Annotated in this window: 22 protein-coding genes; 7 read left to right on the forward strand and 15 right to left on the reverse strand. The window is 35.8% G+C overall.

Going from position 1 to position 23,909, the window contains the following annotated elements; all coding sequences use genetic code 11:
* Positions 1 to 44 precede the first annotated feature (44 nt).
* The 5 genes from CGC52_RS08865 to CGC52_RS08885 all read right to left on the reverse strand — a co-directional run bounded on the left by CGC52_RS08865 (position 45) and on the right by CGC52_RS08885 (position 4,008).
* Complete coding sequence (locus CGC52_RS08865) at positions 45 to 416, reverse strand: PUR family DNA/RNA-binding protein (protein ID WP_095894142.1); 372 nt, start codon at positions 414 to 416, stop codon at positions 45 to 47.
* A gap of 212 nt (positions 417 to 628) precedes the next feature.
* Positions 629 to 1,384 (reverse strand): 1-acyl-sn-glycerol-3-phosphate acyltransferase, encoded by a 756-nt coding sequence (locus CGC52_RS08870; RefSeq protein WP_095894143.1) that lies wholly within the window; start codon positions 1,382 to 1,384, stop codon positions 629 to 631.
* 19 nt (positions 1,385 to 1,403) lie between these two features.
* Positions 1,404 to 2,597 (reverse strand): tRNA 2-thiouridine(34) synthase MnmA, encoded by a 1,194-nt coding sequence (mnmA, locus tag CGC52_RS08875; RefSeq protein WP_095894144.1) that lies wholly within the window; start codon positions 2,595 to 2,597, stop codon positions 1,404 to 1,406.
* A gap of 117 nt (positions 2,598 to 2,714) precedes the next feature.
* Entirely contained in the window at positions 2,715 to 3,443 is a 729-nt protein-coding gene (locus tag CGC52_RS08880) for a 1-acyl-sn-glycerol-3-phosphate acyltransferase (RefSeq protein WP_095894145.1), read from the reverse strand.
* Between the two features lie 154 nt (positions 3,444 to 3,597).
* Positions 3,598 to 4,008: a BrxA/BrxB family bacilliredoxin gene (locus CGC52_RS08885; protein ID WP_042007529.1), complete on the reverse strand. Its 411-nt coding sequence runs from the start codon at positions 4,006 to 4,008 to the stop codon at positions 3,598 to 3,600.
* A 183-nt stretch (positions 4,009 to 4,191) separates the two neighbouring features.
* Between CGC52_RS08885 and acs the strand changes: the two genes are divergently transcribed.
* Positions 4,192 to 6,180: an acetate--CoA ligase gene (gene acs / locus CGC52_RS08890; RefSeq protein ID WP_095894146.1), complete on the forward strand. Its 1,989-nt coding sequence runs from the start codon at positions 4,192 to 4,194 to the stop codon at positions 6,178 to 6,180.
* Positions 6,181 to 6,296: 116 nt separating this feature from the next.
* On the opposite strand, the gene CGC52_RS08895 is transcribed toward acs, so the two are convergent.
* The 4 genes from CGC52_RS08895 to CGC52_RS08910 form a co-directional block, all read right to left on the reverse strand.
* Entirely contained in the window at positions 6,297 to 7,523 is a 1,227-nt protein-coding gene (locus CGC52_RS08895) for a DUF3667 domain-containing protein (RefSeq protein ID WP_095894147.1), read from the reverse strand.
* Between the two features lie 5 nt (positions 7,524 to 7,528).
* Positions 7,529 to 8,125 carry a ribosome biogenesis GTP-binding protein YihA/YsxC gene (gene yihA / locus CGC52_RS08900; protein WP_095894504.1) on the reverse strand — a complete coding sequence of 199 codons (597 nt, stop codon included), beginning with the start codon at positions 8,123 to 8,125 and terminating at the stop codon, positions 7,529 to 7,531.
* A 69-nt stretch (positions 8,126 to 8,194) separates the two neighbouring features.
* The gene (locus CGC52_RS08905) at positions 8,195 to 8,962 is read right to left on the reverse strand and encodes an alpha/beta fold hydrolase (protein ID WP_042347800.1); all 768 of its coding nucleotides are present in this window, start codon (positions 8,960 to 8,962) and stop codon (positions 8,195 to 8,197) included.
* Positions 8,963 to 9,251: 289 nt separating this feature from the next.
* Positions 9,252 to 10,295 (reverse strand): DUF3810 domain-containing protein, encoded by a 1,044-nt coding sequence (locus CGC52_RS08910; RefSeq protein WP_095894148.1) that lies wholly within the window; start codon positions 10,293 to 10,295, stop codon positions 9,252 to 9,254.
* Between the two features lie 244 nt (positions 10,296 to 10,539).
* Here CGC52_RS08910 and CGC52_RS08915 point away from each other — a divergent pair, with 244 nt between their 5' ends.
* Positions 10,540 to 12,000, forward strand: a complete 1,461-nt coding sequence (locus tag CGC52_RS08915) for an aminoacyl-histidine dipeptidase (protein WP_095894149.1) — start codon at positions 10,540 to 10,542, stop codon at positions 11,998 to 12,000.
* Positions 12,001 to 12,116: 116 nt separating this feature from the next.
* Here CGC52_RS08915 and CGC52_RS08920 read toward each other — a convergent pair whose 3' ends face one another.
* Positions 12,117 to 12,941 carry a universal stress protein gene (locus CGC52_RS08920; protein ID WP_095894150.1) on the reverse strand — a complete coding sequence of 275 codons (825 nt, stop codon included), beginning with the start codon at positions 12,939 to 12,941 and terminating at the stop codon, positions 12,117 to 12,119.
* A 366-nt stretch (positions 12,942 to 13,307) separates the two neighbouring features.
* On the opposite strand from CGC52_RS08920, the gene CGC52_RS08925 reads away from it, so the two are divergent.
* From CGC52_RS08925 to gcvP, 3 genes are all read left to right on the forward strand, one after another.
* Complete coding sequence (locus CGC52_RS08925; protein WP_095894151.1) at positions 13,308 to 13,751, forward strand: SlyB protein; 444 nt, start codon at positions 13,308 to 13,310, stop codon at positions 13,749 to 13,751.
* 144 nt (positions 13,752 to 13,895) lie between these two features.
* The gene (locus CGC52_RS11390; protein WP_255395910.1) at positions 13,896 to 14,027 is read left to right on the forward strand and encodes a hypothetical protein; all 132 of its coding nucleotides are present in this window, start codon (positions 13,896 to 13,898) and stop codon (positions 14,025 to 14,027) included.
* A 198-nt stretch (positions 14,028 to 14,225) separates the two neighbouring features.
* Positions 14,226 to 17,072 (forward strand): aminomethyl-transferring glycine dehydrogenase, encoded by a 2,847-nt coding sequence (gcvP, locus tag CGC52_RS08930; RefSeq protein WP_042007515.1) that lies wholly within the window; start codon positions 14,226 to 14,228, stop codon positions 17,070 to 17,072.
* Between the two features lie 258 nt (positions 17,073 to 17,330).
* On the opposite strand, the gene ric is transcribed toward gcvP, so the two are convergent.
* The 3 genes from ric to CGC52_RS08945 all read right to left on the reverse strand — a co-directional run bounded on the left by ric (position 17,331) and on the right by CGC52_RS08945 (position 19,253).
* Positions 17,331 to 18,047: an iron-sulfur cluster repair di-iron protein gene (ric, locus tag CGC52_RS08935; protein WP_042007513.1), complete on the reverse strand. Its 717-nt coding sequence runs from the start codon at positions 18,045 to 18,047 to the stop codon at positions 17,331 to 17,333.
* 137 nt (positions 18,048 to 18,184) lie between these two features.
* On the reverse strand, positions 18,185 to 18,505 hold the full coding sequence (locus CGC52_RS08940) for a hypothetical protein (protein WP_198540562.1): 321 nt from the start codon (positions 18,503 to 18,505) through the stop codon (positions 18,185 to 18,187).
* 55 nt (positions 18,506 to 18,560) lie between these two features.
* Complete coding sequence (locus CGC52_RS08945; protein ID WP_095894152.1) at positions 18,561 to 19,253, reverse strand: ComF family protein; 693 nt, start codon at positions 19,251 to 19,253, stop codon at positions 18,561 to 18,563.
* Between the two features lie 101 nt (positions 19,254 to 19,354).
* On the opposite strand from CGC52_RS08945, the gene CGC52_RS08950 reads away from it, so the two are divergent.
* Together CGC52_RS08950 and CGC52_RS08955 are read left to right on the forward strand one after the other, a co-directional pair.
* Entirely contained in the window at positions 19,355 to 20,902 is a 1,548-nt protein-coding gene (locus CGC52_RS08950) for a glycine--tRNA ligase (protein WP_095894153.1), read from the forward strand.
* A 110-nt stretch (positions 20,903 to 21,012) separates the two neighbouring features.
* A complete protein-coding gene (locus CGC52_RS08955; RefSeq protein ID WP_095894154.1) occupies positions 21,013 to 22,212 on the forward strand; it encodes an aspartate aminotransferase family protein in 1,200 nt (399 codons plus the stop codon).
* Between the two features lie 199 nt (positions 22,213 to 22,411).
* Here the strand turns inward: CGC52_RS08955 and tsaD are convergent, their stop codons facing one another.
* Positions 22,412 to 23,437 carry a tRNA (adenosine(37)-N6)-threonylcarbamoyltransferase complex transferase subunit TsaD gene (tsaD, locus tag CGC52_RS08960; RefSeq protein WP_095894155.1) on the reverse strand — a complete coding sequence of 342 codons (1,026 nt, stop codon included), beginning with the start codon at positions 23,435 to 23,437 and terminating at the stop codon, positions 22,412 to 22,414.
* A gap of 114 nt (positions 23,438 to 23,551) precedes the next feature.
* A complete protein-coding gene (locus CGC52_RS08965; protein WP_042007504.1) occupies positions 23,552 to 23,905 on the reverse strand; it encodes a heavy-metal-associated domain-containing protein in 354 nt (117 codons plus the stop codon).
* Between the last annotated feature and the right edge of the window lie 4 nt (positions 23,906 to 23,909).

Raw genomic sequence — 23,909 nt, forward strand, 5'->3', positions numbered from 1 at the left:
AAAAAAGTTTGTCTTCAAAAAGAAAACAAACTTTTGTTAAAATATTATTGTAAATCTTCAAAGTTGAGATTAATGGTAGAGTTGTAGCCATCCATACTATAGCCTTGAAATGCTCTTGTTTTGAAATTTTTTTGGTGTCTTTCTGAAATAACTTCTTCACCTTTTTCCTCGAAAACGTAGCCTGTCATTTCATTGAGAATATCTTTAAATGGCTCAAAATCTTCTTTGTACAAGTAGATTTTATGTTTTTTGTAATGGAAAGAACCGTCTTCATGTGTGAATTTTTTACTTTCTGTGATTGTCAGATAATAATCCTTTGCACGTGTAGCTCTCACATCAAAGAAATAAGTTCTTCTTCCAGCTCTTAATGCTTTTGAAAAAATTTCTTCATTTTCTAAAAATTCTTTCTCTTCCATAGTTGTTTATTTAAAAATAATTGAAAATCATCTCTGGGCAAAAGTCTAAAAAAAACCTTAATTAGACAATTTTTTTTGCAAAAACATTCTCATATAAATTATTTTTTATGATAATTTTATGAATAAGAATAAAAAATATCTGTAAATCTTAAATTTATCTTAACGAGAAATACGTTAAATTTATATACGTTGAAGAAAACGTTTTCAGAAAGCTATGTTGTTGAGTTAATTTTTTTGAATGTTTCGTGTTGCTCAATCGCCAATTCTATTTTTTCAACTATTTGCTCTACACTTTCATTTTCGTAATCAATCTGTAAAGGGTCTTTAATGACCATGGATTGTTGAATACCTTTTTTCTTGAAGTTTATTCCTTTTTTGTCAAACGATCTGCGAAATCCGTCAATGACAATAGGCACAACGATGGGTTTATATTGCCTGATGATATGTGCTGTTCCTTTGCGTATTGGTTTCCAAGGAGATGTTGTTCCCTGAGGGAAGGTGATGACCCATCCATCATCAAGTGCCACCCCTATGTTTTCAACATCGCTTTGTTTCACTTCTCTTTGGATATCTTTACCTTTTTCTCGCCAAGTTCGGTCAACGGTGATGGCTCCTGCATATGCTAAAATTTTAGGTAATATGCCTGATTTCATCGTTTCAGAGGCCGCTACGTAATATATGTTCAGTTTTGGATTCCACAGATAACCAAAGCCTTTGAGTGAGTCTTTTCGTCCCTTTAAACTTGCGTTGAAAACATGCAACATAGCAGCCACATCGGCAAAATAAGTCTGATGATTAGAGATGAACAAGACATTGTTTTCTGGCAATTGACGGATGATATCCGAGCCTTGTATGTTTAGTTGATTGATTCCGTTGTAGCGTCGGTGTGTGATGAATCCAAAAACCCGAATTACCCAACGTTTTATCCATAAAATATGTCCAAAAGGATTTCTTTTAAGTAATTTCATAAGCGTATCTTTCTGGTTTTTAATTAATTACTCCGCTTCCAATAAGCTCGTCATCTTCATACCACGCTGCGAATTGTCCTTCAGTAATAGCACTTTGTGGCTCTTTGAAATCAATGTACAGCCCGTTAGCTACCTTGTGGAGAGTGGCTTTTTGAAGCGGTTGTCGATAACGAATGCGTACCATGAAGTCCTTACTATCTCCTGTTTTTAGAGCCAAATCAGGTCGTACCCAATGCATATCTTCTTCTCTGATGAACAGTGCTGAACGGAATAGACCTTGGTGAGTGTTGCCTTGACCTACGTAGATAATATTCTGATTTACATCAGTTTCTATAACGAAAAGTGGCTCAGGTGTACCTCCAACATTCAGTCCTTTCCGTTGCCCTTTTGTAAAGAAATGAGCTCCTTGGTGCTTTCCTTTTACTTTTCCATCAGTAGGCTGATACGTAAAACGCTTTGAACGAAATTCTAACTCACTTTCGTACGATTCAAAATTTAACTGTTGAAGCCGTTTTGTATATCCTTCCCAATCATTTGGAATTTCAATAATTTTTCCTTCTTTCGGGAGTAATTGTTGTTGTAAAAACTCAGGAAGACGTATTTTTCCAACAAAACATAAGCCTTGCGAGTCTTTCTTTTCAGCAGTTATCAGCCCTTGTGCGGACGCGATGGCACGAACTTCAGATTTTTGTAACCCACCAATTGGGAAAAGAGCTTTACTTAGTTGATTTTGAGATAATTGGCACAAGAAATAGGATTGGTCTTTGTTACTGTCCTTTCCTGCTAAAAGTCGGTATATTTTTTTTCCTTCAACATCCGCTTCCTCCTTACGACAATAATGCCCTGTTGCCACATAATCAGCACCTAAACTGAGGGCTAAATTCATGAAAACATCGAATTTTATCTCTCGATTGCACAGCACATCAGGGTTTGGAGTACGTCCATTTTCATACTCACTGAACATGTAATCGACGATACGTTGCTTGTAAGGCTCACTCATATCAACCGTTTGAAACGGAATTCCTAACTTTTCGGCCACTAATAGTGCATCATTACTATCCTCTAACCATGGACATTCATCTGAGATTGTTACTGAATCATCATGCCAATTTTTCATGAAAAGTCCAATAACCTCGTATCCTTGCTGTTGTAGCAAATAGGCAGCTACACTGCTGTCAACTCCACCACTTAAACCAACTACAACTTTTTTCATATTTTCTTATGCGAAAACTACTGTTTATTGTTAAAGAGTATGGAATAAGTAAAGATTATTAGCAACTACATTCCATACCGTTGTTTTTAATAAGCAACTTAGAACTTGCTTCTACACTTAAATTATTTTCGAAACGACTAATTTTTCAACCTCCATGATTTGTTGATTGATATTGTTTAGATCTATTTTTATGGGTGTATGCACGTAAAAGGTTATTTTATTTCCCAATCCCATTGGAAAAGCACCGTATTTGAGTACTTTCCATGAGTTGTTAATTGTCAAAGGCACTACATATCCATCAGGCATTTGTGACATAATGGCTTCTAATCCTTTGGTTTTGAAAGGTTTTGGTTTTCCGTCACGCCTTCGTGTTCCTTCAGGAAAAATAAACCCAGCATCATTGTTTGCTTGTAATGATTTACCAAATTCTATTAGCTGAGGTATAGCATTTTGTGGCTTACTTCGGTCAATTAATACTGAGCCATTATGGCGTAGGTTTATTGTTATACTTGGAGTTCCATTGCCTAATTCTTTTTTACCTACGAAGCGAATCGCATATTTTCGTAAAAACCAAATCAAGGGAGGAATGTCATACACACTCTGGTGGTTGGCAACAAAAATCAGCGGTGTGTTTTCAGGTAAAGGAGATTCAAATGTTAAATAAGAACGATTGCCTGTCATCCACATTACGTGTACTAACAAGAAATTCAAAAAATCGACTACTGCTTTATGCGTTTTTCTACCAAAAGCGTGAATCGCAATCCATTGTATTGGATGGAAAATAAGAAGTAAACTCCCAAAAATGAGATAATGCAGAGCACTAAGCGGATAGGATATTATTTTCATAGGATATAAAATAAAACAGTTTATCCCAAAAGGGTTGGTTTCATTCCAAATTTGCGAGGAATATTTGCATTATCGACTTACAAAAATTCCTCGCTCTTTCGGAATGATAGTGCTATACAAATTTGATTTTTCTAACACCTGTGTGGATTTCTGATTAACAGAACTCGTCGTAAGCCTGTTTCAAATTATCCGAAATAGTTTCAGCATAACGTCCTTCGATGTGATGACGCTCTAACATATGCACTAATTCTCCATCTTTAAATAAAGCTATGCTAGGCGATGATGGAGGGAAAGGGAACATGAAATTACGAGCTTCTTCCGTTGCCTCACGGTCAACTCCTGCAAAAACGGTTGTTAAATGATCAGGTTTTTTTGCGTTTTGAAGACTCTCAATCACTGCTGGACGTGCGTTACGTGCCGCACAACCACATACCGAATTCACTACAACTAAGGTTGTTCCCGATTGTTTCAATGCTTCCTTAACGGCATCAACCGTTTTTAATTCTTGAAAACCAACATTTGTTAGCTCTTCTATCATTGGTTTTACCAACTCTGGTGGATACATAATTTTATTTATATTTTTAGTTAGGGAGCAAAGATATGAAATTAATTTGAATTATAAGTTTTTTGTGATAGTAGGGTTGCTGGGAGAAGAATATATTTATTCGATTTTGTTCGATTCGCTTCGTTTTTTTTTGGTTTTTCAAAAAATATCCTTACTTTTATCGCAAACAAATTGATTCTGATTATGAAATACGAAAAAAAATCTACCGGAAATCTTCAAAATTTAGAGAACTCTTCACAGAAAATCCACGAGTCGCTCAAAGCCTTGAACGAACGTTACTACAACATTAATTCCTTGGCAAGATATATCGATATTTATCGGCTTTCTCAAAATGACCCCATTGAATTTTGGGAAACTATTGCCAATAACAATTTCCAATGGCGTAAGAAATGGGACTCTGTGTTAGAATGGGATAAAGAGAAAAGCGAGGTAAAATGGTTTTCAGGAGCAACGCTCAACATCACCGAGAATTGTATTGATCGACATTTAGCACATCGAGGCGAACAAACTGCGATTATCTGGGAACCAAACGATCCTAAAGCTCCTGTTAGAAAGTTAACATACAATGACTTAGCCAGAAATGTTTACCGAATGGCAAACGTACTGAAATCCCAAGGTATAAAAAAAGGAGACCGCGTGTGCATTTATCTTCCAATGATTCCAGAACTAGCAATTGCTGTGTTAGCATGTGCGAGAATTGGAGCTGTACATTCGGTAGTCTTTGCAGGGTTTTCATCGTCTTCATTAGCATCACGTATCAATGATGCTAACTGTAAAATGGTTATCACGGCAGACGGTGGATTGAGAGGAGAGAAAACAATACCTTTAAAAAATATTGTTGATGAAGCTCTTAAAGAATGTCAATGTGTTGAAAAAGTGTTAGTGGTGGAACATACGCACCAAAAAGTTACAATGTACTCTAATCGTGATATGTGGTTAGTACCTTTATTTCAAGAGGCTTCTGAATTTTGTCCCGCTGAAACAATGGAGGCGGAAGATATGCTTTTTATCCTATATACTTCAGGGTCAACGGGCAAGCCTAAAGGAATCGTACATACAACCGCAGGATATATGGTCTATTCAGCTTTTACCTTTAAGAATATTTTTCAATATTCGGATGGCGACGTGTATTGGTGTACGGCCGACATTGGCTGGATAACGGGACATAGCTACATCGTTTATGGGCCACTTTTGAATGGAGCTACAACTGTAATTTTTGAAGGTATACCTTCTTACCCTGATTTTGGACGTTTTTGGGAAGTTGTTGAGAAACATGAAGTTAGTCAATTCTACACAGCTCCAACTGCAATTCGTTCCTTAGCTAAGCAGTCGTTGGAGTTTCCTCAGAAATACGATTTGTCATCATTAAAAATTTTAGGATCGGTTGGAGAGCCTATCAATGAAGAGGCATGGCACTGGTACAACGATCACATTGGTAAAAAACGTTGTCCAATTACCGATACGTGGTGGCAAACCGAAACAGGCGGTATCATGATTGCTCCTATTCCGTTTGCAACACCAACCAAACCAACCTACGCCACTTTTCCTTTACCTGGGATTTTCCCTGTTCTGATGCAAGAAAATAAAGAAGAAGTTACTGAAAATTCTCGAGAAGGACATTTGTGTATTGCATTTCCTTGGCCGGGAATGGCTCGAACCGTTTATGGAGATCATCAGCGATATATTGACACTTATTTTTCGGCATATGAAGGAAAATATTTTACGGGTGACGGAGCTTTCCGTGATGAGGTTGGTTACTACCGAATTACGGGACGTGTGGATGATGTAATCATTGTTTCTGGTCATAATTTAGGAACAGCTCCTATCGAAGATGCTATCAATGAACATCCTGCTGTTGCAGAGTCGGCCATTGTAGGTTTTCCTCACGACATCAAAGGAAATGCTCTTTACGGTTTTGTGATTCTTAAAGATGAAACACGTGTGCATGACAATGTGCGTCGTGAAATCAATCAACTCATAGCTGATAAAATTGGAGCCATTGCTAAATTAGATAAAATACAGTTTGTTACTGGTTTACCTCGTACCCGTAGTGGAAAAATCATGCGTCGTATTTTACGAAAAATAGCTTCTAATGATGTGTCAAACTTAGGCGATACAACTACTTTGGTGAACCCTGAAATCATCGAAGATATTATCAAAAATGCTCTATAAAGTTAATGGAATGTTTTAGTTACAAAAAACACGTTTGATACATGTAATTTTCTGTGTATCAAGTTGTTTTAACTTTTGTAATATAGCTCAGTACGACAAAAAAATGCCGTATTGAGCTATTGCATATACGCAACTGAAACATATCCGATTAACATTCCAATAAAGAAAGATGTTGCAAAGTACAAGAATGTGAGTATCAATGATTTAAATATAGTTTTCGAAATGGGTTCCTCATATAAAATTTTGTTAGAAATTGTAAAATAAGTGACCAGTCCAGCCATGCAAATTACATACAATATCCAAAAAAAAGTATTTAGTCCACTCCATAAAAATATTCCCATCAAAATGCTTGTAAATAAATAGATTACCGTATGCAAATGCAAGGAATGAATTAGGTGTATGTACATTTTTTTGTATTTTTTTCGAAAGAAAATAAGCAACAATAGGGACACAAAAGGCATCATTAAAAGCATAGTGTAGGATGTGATAGATAAGTATTTCGCTATTTGTGTATCCGTAAACTCCGTCATCTGGGTTACAGTTCCGAAGGTAAAAACGCCCACTTGCTTGATCAAATTGCGGAGCTTGATATGTTCAAAACGGTCAAGCTCTTTCCATTTTGTTGTAATTAAGGAATCTGTTTGGGAACTATTTTCGTAAACGGTTTTTAATTCTTTGAGAGTAAGTTGATATCTTCCCACCCAAATAGTATCAAACTCAGGTTTTTTATTGAGAAATACTACATAGCTGGAAGCAATTTTTTGACTTCCTATACTAAATTGATTATCCAAAACTCCTACTCGAAAATCTGAGAATATATTTTTATCCGCCCAATTGTTGAAAGTTTTCCTGTTTAGATTATTCCATTTGTTTTTATGTTTGAAAATACTGTCAATAAATGATTTAATTTGGTCAGAATTTGCATCTTTTAGTTGCATATATTCAGCCTCCGTAATTTTCAATTGCGTGGACGTTACCGACTTATTAATACTTGTGAACAGACGTTGCATGAAACCCGAATGTGAAGCTTTTTGAAAAGAAAAACTCAAAATCACAAAGAAAATGAAGGAAAAAAATAAATACAATTTGAAAGGAGGTACAAAACGAATACGTTTTCCTTCTACGTATTGTTTGGTAATTTGTCCTGGGCGTAAGATTGTTTTGAGTGTGTTCCAAATTTTATTGTCAAAGTTGATGAACGACCCAAAAAAATCACTTGTTAATTCTTTGATAGAGAAATCATTATAATGGTTCTCTTGTCCACAATTATGGCAAAAATTATCCTGTGCCGAGAGCATCGTTTGGCAATTTGGACATTGACTAATTCGTTTTCTTCTCTTCATAAGTACTATCGCAGACTTTTATTGATATCTTCAATATACTGTAATAGCTCTTCTTTTCCCAATCTGCTCTCCGATGAAGTGACAAAATATGGTGGAAATTCCTCCCAAGTTTCCAGTAGAGTTTGTCTGTATGCTTCTACATTTCGCTCAATAGCATTGGGTTTTAGTTTGTCGGCTTTGGTAAAGATAATTGCGAACGGAATGCTATTTTCCCCTAACCAGTACATGAATTCTAAATCGATTTTCTGAGGTTCGTGACGCACATCTACCAAAACAAAAGCACAAACCAACTGGTGGCGTTTTTCAAAGTACTGTGTAATAAACTTTTGAAATACTTTTTTGGTGCTTTTTGAAACACGTGCATATCCATATCCAGGCAAGTCTACCAAAAACCAATTATTATTGATTTTGAAATGATTGATAAGTTGTGTTTTTCCAGGTCTGCCAGAAGTTTTTGCCAGATTCTTGTTGTTTGTGAGCATATTAATCAACGAAGATTTCCCTACGTTTGATCTTCCAATGAAGGCATACTCTGGAAGTGGTTCGTTAGGGCATTTACTTACATCGGAATTACTGACAACAAATTCGGCTTTGGTAATAATCATTTTTTTCTAAAAGTTTATTGGATTAAAAGCGAAAAATCACTGTATTTAGTGATTTTCCTTCTTAATTTAATGTATATTCTGTTTAATAAGCCAACTGTTTAGCAGTTCGTTAAACTTATCTGGATGTTCCATCATAGGGGCATGTCCACACTTGTCAATCCAGAATAATTCTGAATTGGGTAATAATTCGTGAAACTCCTCAGCCACACGCGGTGGCGTTACAATATCGTTTCTGCCCCAAATTAGGCAAACGGGAGTCGTCATCTTTGGTAAATCTTTTGCCATATTATGGCGAATAGCACTTTTAGCAAGAGCCAATGTTTTGATGAGTTTTCCTCGATCGTTGACGTCTCTAAATGCTTCATCTACAATCTCTTTGGTAGCGATAGCAGGGTCGTAAAACACCTCTTCACACTTCTTTTTGATAAACTCATAATCACCTCGGCGAGGGTAGCCATCGCCCATAGCACTTTCGTAAAGACCTGAACTTCCTGTCAATATAAGGGCTTTCACACGATTTGGGTGTAATTTAGTATAAAGCAAACCAACGTGTCCGCCTAAGGAGTTCCCCAACAGGATTACTTCCTCAAAATTTTTGTGCTTTATGAATTTGTGTAAAAATTTCGATAAAGTTTTAACAGATGTGGTAAGTAAAGACATTGAAAACAAGGGTAACTGAGGAATCACTACTTTATAGTTAGCTTTCGAAAAAAAAGAAATTACACCTTCAAAATTACTTAATCCGCCCATCAGCCCATGTAAGAGGATTATTGGGGTTCCTTCCCCTTTTTCAATGTATGAAAATTTTCCTTCTTGTTTTACTTCTGTTGTCATCTATTTTAAATGGAATTTTGTAAGCAAATATACTACTTAAATTCAAATTACACAGAAAAATCACATGTTTTTTTATTCAAAATCACATATTTTTTTGTTTTCTGTCATTTATTATGAAATTAACCGCTGATTTTTAACATTTTAAGTGTTTAAAAGTGATTTGTCTCAATGTATAACCATATTAAATAAAATTGTAAGCGAAATTAACAGACAGAATATTTTTAATGATAGTAATAGACGTTGTTAACGTGTGATGTGGTGGTAATTGAATTATGCAACACTCTGTTTGTCAATTATTTATTTTATTTTTTATAAGTAAGCCGACCACTAAGTTATAGCTTTGTATGCCGTGTTGTTGTTTGTTTGCTTTTAGAAAAGCGTCGTAACTGGCTTTGAAAATTGGCTCAGCTTTGTTTTCGTACTGCATCCAAAATTCCCGAACTTCTTTATAATTTTTGAAAATTCCCTTGTTAACTTTCGATGTAAATTCGTCGTATTTTTCAGGATTTACTTTGTAGACTTCGTTCAGCAGATAACGTAAGCCAAACAGCGAAGCACTGTATTTAAAATATTGATTTTCACTTTTTTGTGCAGATAAATATCCCAAATAATTAGCTTCATCCTCAGCGGCATACCCCATTTGGTGAGCAATTTCGTGACAGACTGTAACTGGAAGTGAGTAGCCTATGAGTTTTCCATTAACTTGAGCCTCGTTTGTGAATGGATTCAAGTAACCGCTGTAGCCCATGTAGGTCAAAAAGGCGCTGTACAGGGAAGGTTTAACGCTTTTTATACTGACAAAATCGGTGATTTTTTCGTAACCTAATGGATAACTTTGGTATGCAAGTTTATATATTTCTTTGTGAGAAAGCGTAAAATCTACCTTAACAGAATCCTCTTTTGCTAAGATTTTATGCAGGTTATTTGCTTCATTAACAAATAGTTGTGTAGCTTTATAAAGCTCTTCTTCGGTGTACTTTGTGTCTATCTGTAAAGTTTCGGACAGAGGTTTTCGAAAATAATTGAACCCCCAAAGGAAGAAAAAAGCAAACATCACCAACGCTACAAAAAAAAGTAATTTATCGAAAAACCAAAGTGGGCGTTTCCACAGATTCTTGCCCTTTCTCAGGATAAAATAAAGGATGTAACCTATTGAAATTGTGTAAAAAATGTCACCGAATGAAAACGGTAACCACCCCCATGTATAATGTTGAATGATGGCGATGTATGGATATATTCCTGTACTGTAAATGGATTCGGTCAATTCAGAATTGTTGCGAAAAACAATCCAGATACTCACAAAAAAAATGTAAAAAACATACTTGAGTTTCATTGATGATTTTAAGGTTTAGTATATAGATTTGAAATATTTTTCCAAATTAAGGGAGCTTCCAAGTAGCAAATTAACTTCTAAAGCACTAAAATTCACTCCTCAATTTCCAAAGAAACGATACGCTATAAACTGGTTTATTTGCGTGTATTAAAAAGTGACTTTTCTTTTGTTTTTTGCAAAAGTACAGATTTTTATGATTAACTTTGTACGCATATACGAAAAATAATTTATTAAACAACATTATATGAGTACAGAAATACGAAATTTAGATCCAAAGGCTTTGTGGGAGAATTTTGCAGATCTTAATGCAGTGCCACGTCCATCAAAAAAGGAGGAGAAAGTTATTGCTTTTATGATGGATTTTGGAAAAAAACTGAACCTCGAAACATTAAAAGACGAAGTTGGTAACGTAATTATCAAAAAACCAGCCACCAAAGGGATGGAAAATCGCAAAACTGTAGTGTTGCAATCTCATCTGGATATGGTGCATCAAAAAAATAACGACACTATTTTTGATTTTGACACGGAAGGTATCAAAATGAGAATTGATGGTGATTGGGTTAAAGCAGAAGGAACTACACTTGGTGCTGATAACGGAATTGGTGTGGCTGCCATTATGGCAATTCTGCAAAGTACTGATATTGCTCATCCTGCCATTGAAGCTCTCTTTACTATTGATGAAGAAACGGGTATGACTGGGGCGATTGGACTCAAGGGAGGGTTGCTCAAAGGTGATATACTTCTGAATTTAGACACTGAAGAAGATGATGAAATCGACATAGGATGTGCTGGAGGAGTGGATGTTACTGCCTATCGCGAATATGACGAAGAGCAAACGCCTGATAACGTAACCTCCTATAAGATAACTGTAAAAGGATTACAAGGAGGGCATAGCGGAATGGATATTCATAAAGGGTTCGGGAATGCTAACAAGATTATGAATCGCTTACTTTTCGACGGATTTGAAAATTTTGGACTTCGAATAGCCGAGCTTAATGGAGGAGGTTTGCGTAACGCTATCCCGCGAGAGAGTGTTGCGACCATAGTAGTAGATAAGGTGCAAAATGAGGCTTTTCAGTTTGAATTTCAACAACTTGTTAAAACTATTCAACACGAACTTGCTGTAACTGAACCGCAACTTGTTATCACGTTGGAAAACATAGCTACGCCTGAAAGGGTAATGGAGTTAGGAGTACAAGAAGGAATTTTGCGATCAATCTACACTGCCCATAACGGAGTATATGCCATGAGCCGAACCATAGAGGATTTGGTAGAAACGAGCAATAACATCGCAAGAGTAATTATCAAGGACGGAGAAATCAAGGTGTTATGCTTAACACGTTCGTCTGTAGAGTCAGCAAAATTCGATTTAGCAAATGCGTTGCGTTCAGCTTTCGAACTTTCAGGATGTGAAGTAACCTTTACAGGGAGTTATCCAGGTTGGGAACCAAATGTCAATGCTTCGATATTAAAGGTTCTCAAAGAGCAATACGAAGTCCTTTTTGGTGAAAAACCTAACGTAGTAGCTTGTCATGCTGGGTTGGAATGTGGAATTTTAGGGCAAAACTATCCTGAAATGGAGATGATTAGCTTTGGGCCTACTATCCGAGGAGCTCATTCACCCGATGAAAAGGTAAGCATCTCTTCTGTACAGAAATTCTGGAAATATTTGTTAGAGATTTTGAAAAACACTCCACAGAAATAATCCCAATTTGATGCGGAAGAACTGTTTTAAAAGGATTGATTTTTAGTAAAATGAGATGATTAAATAAAAAATGGCGCTTTTTTCGGAAAAAAAGCGCCATTTTTACATTTTTTGTATTATAGTTTAATGGTTAATACAGGTTTTGTTGCATGATTTACCAAATCACTGCTGATGCTTCCATTGAAGAAGTGAGCAATACCACGGCGTCCACTTGGGAACATACAAACCAAATCAACGTTATTTTCTGCAACATAGTTCAAAATTCCTGTTTCTACACGAATGTCGTTGTAAACATGTGTTTCAAATTTCTTAGCCGACACCTTATCCGTGGATGAGAGGAATTCTTTCATACGTTCGTTAATTTCTGTAGTAGTCAAAAACTGGTATGGAGTGTTCACATACACCAAATCAACCTTAGCGTTGAACAATTTTGCAAACTTCACTGCTTTCTCAAATGGTTTTAAGAATTTTTTTGAAAAATCACATGCGAACATAACGTGCTTAATTTGTAATTTTTCTTCTGGATTTTTGATTACCAACACAGGAACACTCGCCGAACGAATCACCTTTTCGGCATTTGATCCAATGAAAAGCTCCTTAGAGCCAGATGCCCCGTTGGAACCCATAAACACCAAATCTATATTATATTTCTCAATAGCCTCTTGAACGGAATCCGTTAATGGCTGTGTTTCTATAATATCCTTAATTTCAACATCCTCACCAATTTCTTTTTTAATGTCAGAGAAACGTTGTTTTGATAAGTTTAGAAAATACATCGCTTCGGGAATAGAAACCTCACTTTGAGTTACTAATCTAAAGGGTAATTCAAGAGCATGCAACAAAAAAATTTGTGCTTTTTGGCGTTTCGCTAAACCAATTGCCACTTTCAAAGAGGCGATTGATTTCTCAGAAAAATCGGTAGTAACAAGAATATTTTTCATTTCATCAGTTTTTACACATTAATAATCAGTTCATTCGGAATGATAAATCTCGTTAGTTTTTTATCCTTCCTTTTTCGTGTATAAAGATACGAATAAAATTCGAAAAATAAAAATATTGATGATTTTATTTTTTGTTTTTATTACTTTCGTTTTGCTTGGATTTCACATTGTATTGAAACAGATGACGGTAGACCTTCAGTGATCAGTAAAAGGTGAATTGGTCATTAATACTAACACTTATCTACAAAACAAATATTTTTAGTAATAAAATACAAAATAGAGCAATTAAAAAGTTAAATAAGTGTAAAAAATATAATTTATAAAATTATTTTCGTATCATTGTAAAACAAATTTAAAAATCATTTTATGAAAAGAAACTTGTTTTTAGGTTTAGCATTAGTTATGCTAACAGCTTGTGGAAGCACAAAATCACCAGAATTGAAGCGTTTGGAAGCCAAAGAGGAAATTTTATCTTTGAATACCAAACTTAATAACTTAAAAATTGAATTAGAAAAAGAACGTATCGCAACAGCAGGATTTCGTGATGAAGTAGCAAAAATAAATGCTAATGCCGACGAGAAAACTTCTTCTTTTTCAAATTCTGATGACGCTTCGGATGCAGCACAAAAAGCACGAAGAGCACGAACAGCTTTGAAAAAGGCACAAAAAGCTAATAGAAATTTGGCAAAAAGCGAAAGAAAAATGCAAAAAATACAACGAAACATTAGTAAGGTAGAGACCAAATTGGAAAAGCTCAATAAAAGCATTGAATTTGTACCCAATTCTGAAACAAACCCTGCTGACCAGTAATACAAAAAGAGGCTGTCCGAAAAGTAAAGTTTTGATAATTGAAGAAAATAAAGTGTTTATATTCAGGATGTTGAATATAAACTTTTCTTTAGAATTGACTTTTAAGGACAGCCTATTTTAAAGTTGAAATTAATGTATAAACATATGAGAAATATTCTTTTTGTACTAATACTTCTACCTATATTCGGACTAAAAGCTCAACAAAAAGGGAAAATCACTTACGAATTAGTGGTTACCAAAAATCCTGATGGGAAAAAGAAAAAAAACTTCCTTTAGCTTTGGAGATACGCAATTGAAGTGTATTTAGAAAGCGGAATGACACAAAAATTTATACCATAGAAACTCGGAGTCTCTGAAAGTACTATTAGTACAGAGTTAGCAAGGAATAGCACTTAAAATCCATTGCCTATTTCTTGCAAAATTATATTTTTAGTCGTAGCTTTGTGCTTAATTTCAAAAGATTTATTTATAATTATGAATACAGAAAATTTTAGCATACGCCACATCGGTATCTCAAAAGAAGACGCGGCTGAAATGTTACAAACCATTGGTGCTGCAAGTTTAGATCAACTTATTGATCAGACAATTCCCAAAGACATTCGCTTAAAATCTGCTTTAAATCTTCCAAAAGGTATTAGCGAACATCATTTCTTACAACATATTACTGAATTAGCTCAAAAAAATAAAATCTTCAAATCGTATATCGGTTTGGGATATCACGAAGCATTGACTCCTTCTGTGATCAAGCGAAATATTTTTGAAAATCCAGGTTGGTACACGGCTTATACTCCTTACCAAGCAGAAATTGCACAGGGTCGTTTGGAGGCTTTGTTGAACTATCAAACTGTAGTTATTGAATTAACAGGCATGGAGATTGCTAATGCATCTCTTTTAGATGAGGGAACTGCGGCAGCAGAGGCAATGGCAATGGTGTTTGATTTGCGTTCACGTGAACAAAAAAAGAATAACGCTAACAAATTTTTTGTTTCAGAAACAGTGTTGCCACAAACACTTTCTGTTTTACAAACACGTGCCAATCCTTTCGGAATTGAGTTAGTGGTTGGAAATCACGAAACTATCACATTGGACGACACTTATTTTGGTGCTATTGTGCAGTATCCTGCCACTAATAATGGTGAGGTGTTTAATTATGCGGATTTCGTAAACAAAGCTCACGATTTAGGAATTAAAGTAGTAGTTGCTGCCGATTTGTTGAGTTTAGTGTTATTGGAAGCTCCTGCAAAGTTTGGTGCTGACGTTGTAGTTGGAACATCCCAACGTTTCGGTATTCCGTTAGGATATGGAGGCCCTCACGCAGGATATTTTGCTACCCGTGAAGAATATAAACGTTCAATACCTGGTCGTATTATCGGGATTACCATCGATGCAGATGGAAACCCTGCGTTGAGGATGGCTTTGCAAACTCGTGAGCAACATATCAAGCGAGATAAAGCGACTTCAAATATCTGTACAGCACAAGTGTTATTAGCAGTAATGGCAGGAATGTATGCCGTTTACCATGGTCCTAAAGGATTGCAGTTTATTGCAGAAAGAATCCACCAAACGGCGGTTACATTGAAAAACAGTTTGGAAAAATTGGGTGTTACTGTTACAACAAAAACATTTTTTGACACCATTTCTATCAAAGCAGATGCACAAAAGGTAAAAACTATTGCGGAGAAACACGAAATAAATTTCTTTTATCCAAATCAAGACACTGTTTTGATTTCTGTTAATGAGGCTACGGGAGTTGCTGAGTTGAACCAAATCATTACTGTTTTTGCAGAAGTAGTTGGAAAATCAGTAGAAGAAGTAACTACTTTGGATACAGCGAACGCCATTCCTTCGGATTTAGTGCGTACCTCAGAATTTTTAACCGCTCCTGTGTTTAATTCATACCACAGTGAAACGGATATGATGCGTTATATCAAGAAATTAGAGCGTAAAGATTTAGCATTGAATCACTCAATGATTTCATTAGGTTCTTGTACGATGAAGCTGAATGCCGCTACTGAAATGTTGCCCTTGAGTATGGGACAGTGGGCAAACATACATCCATTTGTGCCTAAAAATCAGGCTCTTGGATATCAAGAAATGCTCACGGAATTAGAAAAATCCTTGTCCATCATCACAGGTTTCGAGGCTACATCGTTACAACCTAACTCTGGAGCAAATGGTGAATACGCGGGATTAATGGTCATTCGTCAGTATCATATCTCAAATGGACAAGGACATCGTAACATCTGTTTAATACCTTCATCGGCTCACGGAACCAATCCAGCATCAGCAGTAATGGCAGGTATGGAAGTAGTAGTAACTAAAACGGATGCTCACGGAAATATTGATGTTGCTGATTTAAAAGAAAAAGCTGAAAAACATAAAGATAATTTAGCTGCAGTGATGATTACTTATCCTTCAACGCATGGAGTGTTTGAATCATCAATCGTAGAAATTGTTAATATTATCCATGAAAATGGAGGACAGGTTTATTTGGATGGAGCAAACATGAATGCACAAGTGGGGCTTACCAACCCTGGAACTATTGGAGCAGATGTGTGCCACTTAAACTTACACAAAACATTCGCTATTCCTCACGGAGGAGGAGGGCCAGGGGTTGGACCTATTTGTGTAGCCAAACACTTAGCACCTTTCTTGCCTACGAATCCAATTGTTTCAACAGGAGGAAATGAAGCCATCACAGCAGTTTCATCAGCTCCTTATGGAAGTGCTTACGTATGTTTGATTTCGTATGCTTATATCAAAATGTTAGGAGCAGAAGGATTAGCAAACGCTACACGTTATGCGATTTTGAATGCTAACTACTTGAAAGAAAATTTGAAAAATTACTATGAAATCCTCTATACGGGAGAGCAAGGACGTGCTGCCCACGAAATGATTTTGGACTGTCGTCCGTTCAAACAAAACGGAATCGAAGCTACTGATATTGCAAAACGATTAATGGACTACGGATTCCACGCTCCAACGGTTTCTTTCCCAGTGGCAGGAACCTTGATGGTAGAACCTACTGAAAGTGAAAGTAAAAATGAACTAGATCGTTTCATCAGTGCCATGATTTCTATTCGTCGAGAGATTGAAGAGGCTACACCAACAGATGAGGCTAATGTGCTGAAAAACGCACCGCACACCTTGTCAATGATTACTGCCGATACTTGGAATTTACCTTACAGCCGTCAGAAAGCTGCTTTCCCTCTGGAGTATATTGCAGAAAATAAATTCTGGCCTACTGTACGTCGTGTAAATGAAGCGCATGGTGACCGTCATTTGATTTGTTCATGTGCTCCAATTGAAGCGTATATGTAATTGAATATCAATAGGTGAAAAGAAAAACTTTGTTGAAATCTTTTGATTTTGACAAAGTTTTTTTCTTATTGTAAAGAAGAGAATAGACGATACTGTAAAAAGAAAAGTGTTAAAAATTAAGTTCTTACTAATGTAAAAGTTATATGCTGTTTTGAATTGAAGAGAAAGGAAAATTTGTAATGTTCAAGAGTAAAAATCTTAAATTAAGCAAAATAAATCTGCTTGAGTGTTGAAACTCAAACAGATTTAATATTGAACTTAATTTAGTTGAGTTTTTAAATCAACTATTTTCGGAAAGAGTATATTGTTTTCTAAATGAATAGATTGGAGTAAATTTTCCTCAAACTCTTGGAGCATTGCAAAAGCTACACGATAAGTACTACAAGCATCCATAGGAGGTGTATACTTGTCAGTTAGTTGTGAAATTGATTCAAAACGATGAGCCTCCGTAGTAAACATCTCTTTTATTATTGAGATTGTGTTTGTGATTTTTTCAAAATTTAGGTTTAGAAAAGCTTGATTATTTTGTTGGCTATGTGTCAATTCTCCGATGAGAGGGAATAAAACCTGCTCTTCTTTTTCCATACGTTTTTCTAATTCGTACGTATTTTCTGTGAATAGCTTGTTTATTTCAATTAATTCAGGATGTCTGCCGCCGTGAACTCGACAAAGTTTATCTAAAAACTGCAACAAGTAAGGCGTTTTCTCTCTAACGTAATTGTGGTGTTTACGGACGATGTAATCTGTTAAAAGGTCAAGAGACCAATCATTTACTTTTAAAGAATCATCTTTTTCTTTAGTGATAGTGTTTAGGTCATTGATGAGTTGATTTTCATTTAAATCTTTTTTGTCACAGGCCTCTGTAATAGTTCTTCCGCCTTTGCAACAAAAATCAATTCCGTATTTTTTGAAAATAGCGGCTGTCCGGAAGTCCTCAGCTACAATCTCTCCAATGGTTTTGTTTTTTAGTTCCATGTTTAACTTATTTAATCTTGCGCAAAGATACAATTATTTTTCAAATAAAATACTTTTTTGTCTTTTATTTTATTGAGGTATAGAAAAAGCCACACTACAAAAAGGTGGCCTCTTAAAAATTACATTTCAATAAATAATTACTTTACTTCTTTTTCTTTAGAGCAAGACTCCTTGTCTTTTGCTGCTCCGCTTTTACAACAAGATTTTTTCTCTTTAGAAGAGCAAGATTTTTTCTCTTTAGAAGAGCAAGATTTTTTCTCTTTGGAACAAGATTCTTTATCTTTCGATTTTCCACTTTTGCAACAAGATTTTTTCTCTTTATCTTGTTTAACTCCATCCTGATCCTGTGTCGTTTTTTCAATTGACACGTTCACTTCTTCACCCAAAGTTGTAGCTTGAACATTAGTTATAGCAAACATAAACAATGTAGCTGTTGCGATTCTTACGATTTTCTTCATTTATACTAAAATTTTAAATTAATAATATTATTATTTAGGTTTATTTTTTTTTAATTCAGTGCCCAAGCAGAGAGTATGCCATTGAGGCAATTCCTATATTAACATTTTTAGCCTTGACCAATTGGGTGTAACAACTTTCGATAGTAGCCCCCGTAGTGATTAAATCATCGACTAATAAAATTTTGCAATTTTCAATTTTTTCAGTATTTTGTACTGAGAAAATGTTTTCACTATCCTTGAAACGACTCCATAAGTCTTTTTTTGTTTGCGTAGTGTTGGCTTTCACTTTTATAAGTACATCATCTACGTAGTTAGCCTTCAAAATTTGAGCCAACTTTTGTCCAAAAAGAGCTACTTGATTGTATCCTCGCATTTTTAACTTTTTTTTATGCAACGGAACGGGTATAACTACATCAATTTCTTGAAAATGAGGAACGTTTTTTATTTTTTCACCTAACCATTCGCCTAACCACCCACCAATAGATTCCTTTTTTTGGTATTTTAATTGGTGAATCAAATGCTGAACCACACTGTCCTTATGGAAATAAAACAAAGAGGTAGCTCCAAACAACTCACATTGACCGTAAAACCGTTCCAACAATCTATTGTCTTTGTGCAAATGTAATTGTGTTTCAATGAGTTTTCCTCTACAATAAATACACAGAAATGTCTCCTCATGTCCTAAAACCTGACCACACCCTGAGCAGTATTCAGGAAATATCACAGATAGTAAACCTGAAAAAGACATATTTTGTTATTTTATCTACGGCAAATATAATAATTTTTGAAATATATTTACTAAGTTTGCAGTTAAAATATATTTTTTATCACCATAATATATTAGGACAAATGGCAAATCAAGAAGAATTATTTAAACAAGTTATTTCACACGCCAAGGAATACGGCTATATTTTTCAATCAAGTGAGATATATGATGGACTCAGTGCAGTATATGATTACGCTCAAAATGGAGTGGAATTAAAGAAAAACATACGGGAGTATTGGTGGAAAGCAATGGTGCAAATGCACGAAAACATAGTAGGAATTGATGCAGCAATTTTTATGCATCCAACCACTTGGAAAGCCTCAGGACACGTTGATGCATTTAACGATCCTCTTATCGATAACAAAGATTCTAAAAAACGTTATCGCGCTGATGTGTTGGTCGAAGATTATGTAGCAAAAATTGAAGATAAAATAGAAAAAGAAGTAGCCAAGGCGGCAAAACGTTTTGGAGAATCTTTTGATAAACAGCAATTTGTAACTACTAATGCTCGAGTTATTGAATATAAAGAAAAGGCGGATAGTATTCTGAAGCGTTTGGCAAAATCACTTGAAAATGAAGACTTAGCCGATGTAAAAGCCTTGATAGAAGAATTGGAAATCGTGTGTCCTATTTCGGGAAGCAAAAATTGGACAGAAGTGAAGCAATTCAACCTGATGTTTGGAACAAAATTAGGTGCTACCACGGACACTGCAATGGATCTATATCTGCGTCCTGAAACAGCACAGGGAATTTTTGTAAACTTTTCTAATGTGCAAAAAACAGGGCGTATGAAAATTCCTTTTGGAATCGCTCAAACAGGTAAAGCATTTAGAAATGAGATAGTTGCACGGCAATTTATCTTCCGTATGCGAGAGTTTGAACAAATGGAAATGCAGTTTTTTATCAAACCAGGAACGCAACAACAATGGTATGACTATTGGAAAGAGACGCGTTTAAATTGGCACTTATCATTAGGTTTAGGGGAAGAAAATTATCGTTTTCACGATCATGAAAAATTGGCTCACTATGCCGATGCGGCTTGCGATATTGAATTCAAGTTTCCGTTCGGATTCAAAGAATTAGAAGGTATTCACTCGCGTACTGATTTTGATTTAAGTAATCACGAAAAATATTCAGGTAAAAAATTGCAATATTTTGACCCAGAGGAGAATAAGAGCTACGTTCCTTATGTGTTAGAAACGTCAGTGGGACTTGATCGTTTGTTCTTAGCAGTATTTTCAAACGCCTTGCAAGAGGAAACGTTGGAAGGAGGCGAAACCCGAACCGTTTTGCGTTTGCCATTTGTGTTAGCTCCTACTAAAGTAGCCATTTTACCATTGTTGAAGAAGGACGGATTACCAGAAATTGCCCGTGAAATTTTTGATGATTTGAAATATGATTTCAACGTAGCCTATGACGAGAAGGATGCCGTAGGTCGTCGTTACCGCCGTCAGGATGCCGCAGGAACGCCTTTCTGTGTAACGGTTGATCACCAAACTAAGGAAGACAATACCGTTACTCTCCGCCATCGTGACACTATGGAGCAAACTCGTGTGAATATTAGCGATTTGCACAATATCATATTTAAAGAAGTAGATATGAACCAATGGTTGCGTAAAACACAGAAGTAATCTATTGGTATTCATTTATTTGATTTTTTGTAATTAATAAATTAATTCAGAGGATTGGGAGGTAAAGAAAGTTTTTCTCCCAATCTTTTCGTGCGTTGATAAGAATTTTTATGTCAAACCTATCCCAAAAAGAAGATTTTTTAAAATATCAAGCTCCTACATCGCCCTATCCGATGTTGTTGGAGGTTTCACATGCCAAGGGAAACTATATTTTCACCACTGACGGTAAAAAATATTTAGATTTTGTAGCAGGGGTTTCGGCTTGTACTTTAGGACATTGCCATCCAAAGGTAGTGGAAGCAATTCAAAAACAGTGCGAAACCTATATGCATGTGATGGTTTATGGTGAATATGTTCAAAAACCAGCTGTAGATTTTTGTAAATTGTTAGCAGAGCATCTGCCTGAAAATTTGAATACTACTTATTTAGTAAATTCTGGAACGGAAGCCATCGAAGGCTCTGTGAAACTTGCCAAACGAGCCACGGGACGTACCCAACTTATAGCAGCTAAAAATGCCTATCATGGAAATACCCAAGGTTCCATGAGTTTGATGGGGTACGAAGAGCGTAAGCAACCTTTTCGTCCATTATTGCCTGATGTGGATTTTATTGAATTTAATAATGAATCTGATATTCAGAAAATTACTCACCGTACAGCAGGAGTTGTTTTAGAAAGTATTCAAGGAGGAGCAGGATTCATAGAACCGCAAAATGACTATTTAGTAAAAGTTAAAAGACGCTGTGAAGAGGTAGGAGCATTGCTTATTATTGATGAAATTCAGCCAGGTTTTGGGCGTACAGGGACGTTGTTTGGATTCCAAAACTACGGTTTCGTACCTGATATCATCGCCATCGGTAAGGGAATGGCGAGTGGATTGCCTGTCGGAGCGTTTGTAGCGTCCAACGAGTTGATGAAGTTGTTATCCCACAGCCCAAAATTGGGACATATTACTACCTTTGGAGGAAATCCCGTCATAGCTGCTGCTTCCTTAGCTACCTTAAAAGAGTTGCTTACTACCGATCTTATGGCACAAACTGTAGAGAAAGAAAAACTATTTCGGAAATATTTACAACACCCATTTATTGAAAGTGTTAACGGGCGAGGATTGATGTTAGCAATAATCTTGCAATCGGCTGAAATGGCTGATTTTGTAGTTAACTATTGTCAAGATAAAGGACTGATAGTCTATTGGTTACTTTTTGAGCGAAGAGCCGTTCGTCTGTCGCCTCCATTGACATTGACTGAAGCAGAAATCGAAATTGGTTGTGAGATTATTATCGAAGCACTAAATGCTTATAGAAGTAGATAAGGAACTCTTTTCTAATAACAATCACTGAATTGGAAAATGTATTCTAATTGTTGCCAAAGTTATGATTCTTAAGAATCATAACTTTGGCGAAATTGTTTATAAATCTTTTCAATGAATGAAGATAATATTCCTAATAAAAGTAGGCGTTACACCTCTTTTTAGTCAACCTCAATCACAATTTGGTTGAATATTTTGAGAATCAATGCTCATTCCCAAGTTCCCAGCGGGATTTTGCTGTAACTTCTTGGCTTGTAAATAGGTTTTCTCTATACTTATGGTATCCAACAATGCCAATCATAGCAGCGTTATCTGTACAGTATTCAAACTTTGGAATGTAGGTTTCCCAACCGTATTTTTCTCCCAAAGATTGTAATGTTTCGCGGATACCAGAATTGGCAGACACGCCGCCACCGATGGCAATCTGTTTTATATTAGTCTGTTTTACTGCTTTTTTTAGCTTGGACATTAGTATGTCGATAATGGTATGTTGTACCGAAGCACAGATGTCGGGCATGTTTTCCTTAATAAAATTGGGGTTTTCCTTTGTCTGTTTCTGGACGAAATATAATACAGCTGTCTTTAATCCTGAAAAACTGAAATTCAATTCATTTGTTTGAGGTTTTGGAAAAGAAAAGGCTTTCGGATTTCCTTCTTTTGCATATTTATCAATAAGAGGTCCTCCAGGGTAGGGGAGACCTAAAATTTTAGCAGTTTTATCAAAAGCCTCTCCTACAGCATCATCTAAAGTTTCACCCAAGACTTCCATAGAAAAAAAACTATCAACTCGGACTATTTGCGTATGTCCACCACTGATAGTCATCGCTAGAAAAGGAAATTCAGGTTTTTTAGTTCCCTCATCAATGAAATGAGCTAAAATATGAGCTTGCATATGGTTCACCTCAATAAGAGGAATGTTGAGCCCCATTGAAAGGGATTTAGCAAAAGAAGTGCCGACTAATAGTGATCCCATTAGTCCTGGCCCTCGTGTGAATGCAATTGCTGATAATTCGTTTTGTGATATTCTGGCTTCTTTTAACGCACGGTCTACTACAGGTACGATATTCTGCAAATGTGCTCGAGAAGCTAATTCGGGAACTACACCGCCATACTTTCGGTGAACATCTTGATTAGCAACAACATTTGAGAGTACACAATCATTTTTTAGAACTGCTGCAGAGGTATCATCACACGAAGATTCGATAGCTAAAATATATGTATTGGTCATTTCTCTGATGATTTTATCAATGATAAAAAAGGTACTCGGGAATTGATTCTATATTTTTGGTTACTTCAAACCCCGAGACTTTTAAATTTTTATTATATGGAACTTTTTACTGAATTATTCAGGTAATCGTTCGTATAAGCAACAATGATGTAGTTTTTCATACGTTTTTTCATCAGCTTTGATTTTACCTGCATCATGCCCTATTTTAGCAATCGCTTTTTGTACATCTTCCACAGAACATTTACGCTCATCAATAACTATTTTCATGTTCCCGCTATCTACATTCCAATCTGCACTTTTCACCCCCTTAACCGAATAAGCAGCTTTTTCAATACGTTTTTTACACATTTGGCAATTCCCACCCACAGGGAATTCTGCTTTTTTGTTCTTGTTGATTTCTTTCGTTTCTTGTGCGTTTACTAAAGTTAAGCAGAGTAAACTTGTGATTAAAAATAAAATATTTCTCATAAAT

Origin of the sequence: Capnocytophaga sp. H2931 (genome assembly GCF_002302535.1) — a bacterium.
Classification (GTDB): Bacteria; Bacteroidota; Bacteroidia; order Flavobacteriales; family Flavobacteriaceae; genus Capnocytophaga; species Capnocytophaga canis.

Coding starts and splice junctions, on each gene's coding strand:
- CGC52_RS08865 (WP_095894142.1), bottom strand. CDS start 416: ATGGAAGAGAAAGAATTTTTAGAAAATGAAGAAATTTTTTCAAAAGCA.
- CGC52_RS08870 (WP_095894143.1), bottom strand. CDS start 1,384: ATGAAATTACTTAAAAGAAATCCTTTTGGACATATTTTATGGATAAAA.
- mnmA (WP_095894144.1), bottom strand. CDS start 2,597: ATGAAAAAAGTTGTAGTTGGTTTAAGTGGTGGAGTTGACAGCAGTGTA.
- CGC52_RS08880 (WP_095894145.1), bottom strand. CDS start 3,443: ATGAAAATAATATCCTATCCGCTTAGTGCTCTGCATTATCTCATTTTT.
- CGC52_RS08885 (WP_042007529.1), bottom strand. CDS start 4,008: ATGTATCCACCAGAGTTGGTAAAACCAATGATAGAAGAGCTAACAAAT.
- acs (WP_095894146.1), top strand. CDS start 4,192: ATGAAATACGAAAAAAAATCTACCGGAAATCTTCAAAATTTAGAGAAC.
- CGC52_RS08895 (WP_095894147.1), bottom strand. CDS start 7,523: ATGAAGAGAAGAAAACGAATTAGTCAATGTCCAAATTGCCAAACGATG.
- CGC52_RS08905 (WP_042347800.1), bottom strand. CDS start 8,962: ATGACAACAGAAGTAAAACAAGAAGGAAAATTTTCATACATTGAAAAA.
- CGC52_RS08910 (WP_095894148.1), bottom strand. CDS start 10,295: ATGAAACTCAAGTATGTTTTTTACATTTTTTTTGTGAGTATCTGGATT.
- CGC52_RS08915 (WP_095894149.1), top strand. CDS start 10,540: ATGAGTACAGAAATACGAAATTTAGATCCAAAGGCTTTGTGGGAGAAT.
- CGC52_RS08920 (WP_095894150.1), bottom strand. CDS start 12,941: ATGAAAAATATTCTTGTTACTACCGATTTTTCTGAGAAATCAATCGCC.
- CGC52_RS08925 (WP_095894151.1), top strand. CDS start 13,308: ATGAAAAGAAACTTGTTTTTAGGTTTAGCATTAGTTATGCTAACAGCT.
- CGC52_RS11390 (WP_255395910.1), top strand. CDS start 13,896: ATGAGAAATATTCTTTTTGTACTAATACTTCTACCTATATTCGGACTA.
- gcvP (WP_042007515.1), top strand. CDS start 14,226: ATGAATACAGAAAATTTTAGCATACGCCACATCGGTATCTCAAAAGAA.
- ric (WP_042007513.1), bottom strand. CDS start 18,047: ATGGAACTAAAAAACAAAACCATTGGAGAGATTGTAGCTGAGGACTTC.
- CGC52_RS08940 (WP_198540562.1), bottom strand. CDS start 18,505: ATGAAGAAAATCGTAAGAATCGCAACAGCTACATTGTTTATGTTTGCT.
- CGC52_RS08945 (WP_095894152.1), bottom strand. CDS start 19,253: ATGTCTTTTTCAGGTTTACTATCTGTGATATTTCCTGAATACTGCTCA.
- CGC52_RS08950 (WP_095894153.1), top strand. CDS start 19,355: ATGGCAAATCAAGAAGAATTATTTAAACAAGTTATTTCACACGCCAAG.
- CGC52_RS08955 (WP_095894154.1), top strand. CDS start 21,013: ATGTCAAACCTATCCCAAAAAGAAGATTTTTTAAAATATCAAGCTCCT.
- tsaD (WP_095894155.1), bottom strand. CDS start 23,437: ATGACCAATACATATATTTTAGCTATCGAATCTTCGTGTGATGATACC.
- CGC52_RS08965 (WP_042007504.1), bottom strand. CDS start 23,905: ATGAGAAATATTTTATTTTTAATCACAAGTTTACTCTGCTTAACTTTA.